Below are 2,358 nucleotides of genomic sequence, written 5' to 3' on the forward strand. Positions count from 1 at the left end.
CAACGTAGATTGTGGTTGCACCGGCCGGCACAATGGCGACGTGACTGAAGGCTGGACTGTGGACAAGCCCCTCGGGGCGGATGCGTTCAATAGTCATGCCTCACGATGGCATGAACCGCTGACATCGACAATCATCATCGCCAGTCGTGATGAGCCCACAAGCCCGCAAGCCGGTCGCTGGAACAGTGGTGGGACGTAGCACGGATTCCGGTACGTGTTTGTTCCGAAAGAGGAACCCTCACCGGGACAACTGCTGGGAGAACCCTGCCATCGAATCCTGGCTCGGCACCCAAACTCGATGGCAGGGAATTCGACCCATCGATAGGAAGCTCGGCCGGGCGAGTTGCCTCAGCGGGGAAGGGTCGCGGTTCCTTCCATGAAGCGGACGCAACGCCCGGTCAATATTGTGCGTTCGCCCGCGAAGTCGATGTGCACGGTTCCGCCGCGGGCCGATGCCTGGCGTGCCAGCATTTCCTGCTTGCCGAGGCGTTCGGCCCAGAGCGGGGCGAGCTGGCAGTGGGCGGACCCGGTGACAGGGTCCTCGGACACGCCTGCCTCGGCCCCGAACCAGCGGGAGACGAAATCGTAGTCGGTTCCGGTGCCCGGGGCCGTGACAATGGTCCCGCGCACCGGCAAGGAAGCCAGGAATGCGAGGTCCGGTGCCAGGTCGATGACGGTTTGGGCGTCTTCGACCATGTAGATGTGGTCGGTGGCCTTCAATGCCTCGCTCACCGGGACCCCGAGGGCCTTGGCTATGTCTGGGTCGATGGCAACCGGCGCGGGGAGCTCGGAGGGGAAGTCCATGGTGTACTGGCCCTCGGCCGGGCGGGTCACCGTGAGCCAGCCGCTGCGGGTGTGGAACTGGAGCTTTTCGGCCTGGGGGTGCACGTCGTCAAAGAGGTAGGAGGCAGCGGCCATGGTCGCATGCCCGCACAGGTCCACCTCCACGGCCGGGGTGAACCAGCGCAGATGGTACGACGGGTGGGCCGGGTCCGGGGTCTGGATCCCGACGGGCAGGTCCTTGACCAGGAATGCCGTCTCGGAGAGGTTGTTCTCCGTTGCCGCCTGCTGGAGGACCGTGTCCGGCAACCATTCGGGCAGGGGCATGACGGCTGCCGGGTTGCCTTCGAAGAGTGCATCGGCAAACGCATCGATCTGCACCAGGGGGACCTTCACGAAATTGCGCCGCGACTCTTCGGTCTCTCCGGATGTTGTTGGTACTGGTTGGCTCTGCATGGTTTCTTCCTTTCGCCCCCGGTTCGATGAACCGTCTGGGACATGTGGCCGCCACGGTCCGTTGTCCGTTGGCAAGGGGTGCTGCGGAACAGCCGGACTGCTGAGGCCGCAAATGGATTAGAGGTTGTTGTGCTGCATTGGCCAGTGTGTGCTGCCAGTCGGTAGGAGGGATTCCTAGAACCGGATCATTACACCAGGGTGTAGTGGTCAAGGCCCTCAACGTGGGTGTCCAGTTGGAATCCGCGGCGGGTGAGCAACTTGGCGGAGACCGCGTTGGCGGGGTCCACGCGGGCTAGCAGGTTCCGGGAGCCGTAGGTGTCGGGAATGCTGGCCAGGGCGGCGTCGAGCATGGCCCCGGCGATGCCTCGGCCCCAGTGGTCCGGGGAGACCCAGTATCCGACTTCCACGCCCGCGTCCTTGCAGGACGAGACCACGATGCCGACGGGCGCATTTGCCTCGGTGGCCAGGAACCAGCGAGAGGCACCAACCTGATCGAGCGGGTCTTCTTGGAGGGCCGCGCGGATGCGTTCCTGGATGGTTTGTTCGTCCCAGGGCCGGCCGTCGCCGATGTAGCGGGTCACCCGTTCGTCGGAGGCCATGCCGGCGAAGAATGCCGTGTCCGCCTCCTGGAATGGGCGCAGCGTGATCGAGGGAGGGCACGGCATTGGGGACCTTTCGCGGTGGGGTGTTTTGGCCAACTTATCAAGGGCACCGAGTGGTCCTGAATCTGCAAGTCACCACACCCCGGCAATGTGTCGACGCAATGCACCGATAACGGAACCCTAACCGGACATTCTTTGTGCCATTGCTGTTCAGCACCGCCAAATAACGGCCTGTTTTTGCCCGCGATTGCCTCCTTCTTTTCTAGTCCGGCATGTTTAATGGGGGCATGGACATTCGCCCCTGCACAGACGATGACCTCGCCATACTTTCCTCACGCTGGAAGGTTCACGGGGGTGTGCATGAATCGCACCACTCCGGCCAGCTCGCCGGAGACACGACGTACCTGATCGCCTGGAGGGACGAAGAGCCCCTAGGTGCGGGAGTCGTGCAATGGGGTGGATGCATAGGACCCAACGCGCGGGAGGCATTCCCCCGGGCCGTGGAGATCAACCATTTGCA

Annotated in this window: 2 protein-coding genes and 1 pseudogene; all 3 read right to left on the minus strand. The window is 63.5% G+C overall.

The annotated features are described in order from the left end of the window. Nucleotides 1-97 (minus strand): annotated as a pseudogene (locus tag ACLQ7E_RS18965) (RidA family protein); the annotation flags it as partial. Nucleotides 98-348: 251 nt separating this feature from the next. Beyond that, the gene (locus tag ACLQ7E_RS18970) at nt 349-1,236 is read right to left on the minus strand and encodes a PhzF family phenazine biosynthesis protein (protein WP_411734136.1); all 888 of its coding nucleotides are present in this window, start codon (nt 1,234-1,236) and stop codon (nt 349-351) included. Between the two features lie 188 nt (nt 1,237-1,424). Next, nucleotides 1,425-1,901, minus strand: a complete 477-nt coding sequence (locus ACLQ7E_RS18975) for a GNAT family N-acetyltransferase (protein ID WP_411734137.1) — start codon at nt 1,899-1,901, stop codon at nt 1,425-1,427. Nucleotides 1,902-2,358 lie beyond the last annotated feature (457 nt).

Source organism: Paeniglutamicibacter sp. (assembly GCF_046714615.1).
Lineage (GTDB): Bacteria > Actinomycetota > Actinomycetes > Actinomycetales > Micrococcaceae > Paeniglutamicibacter.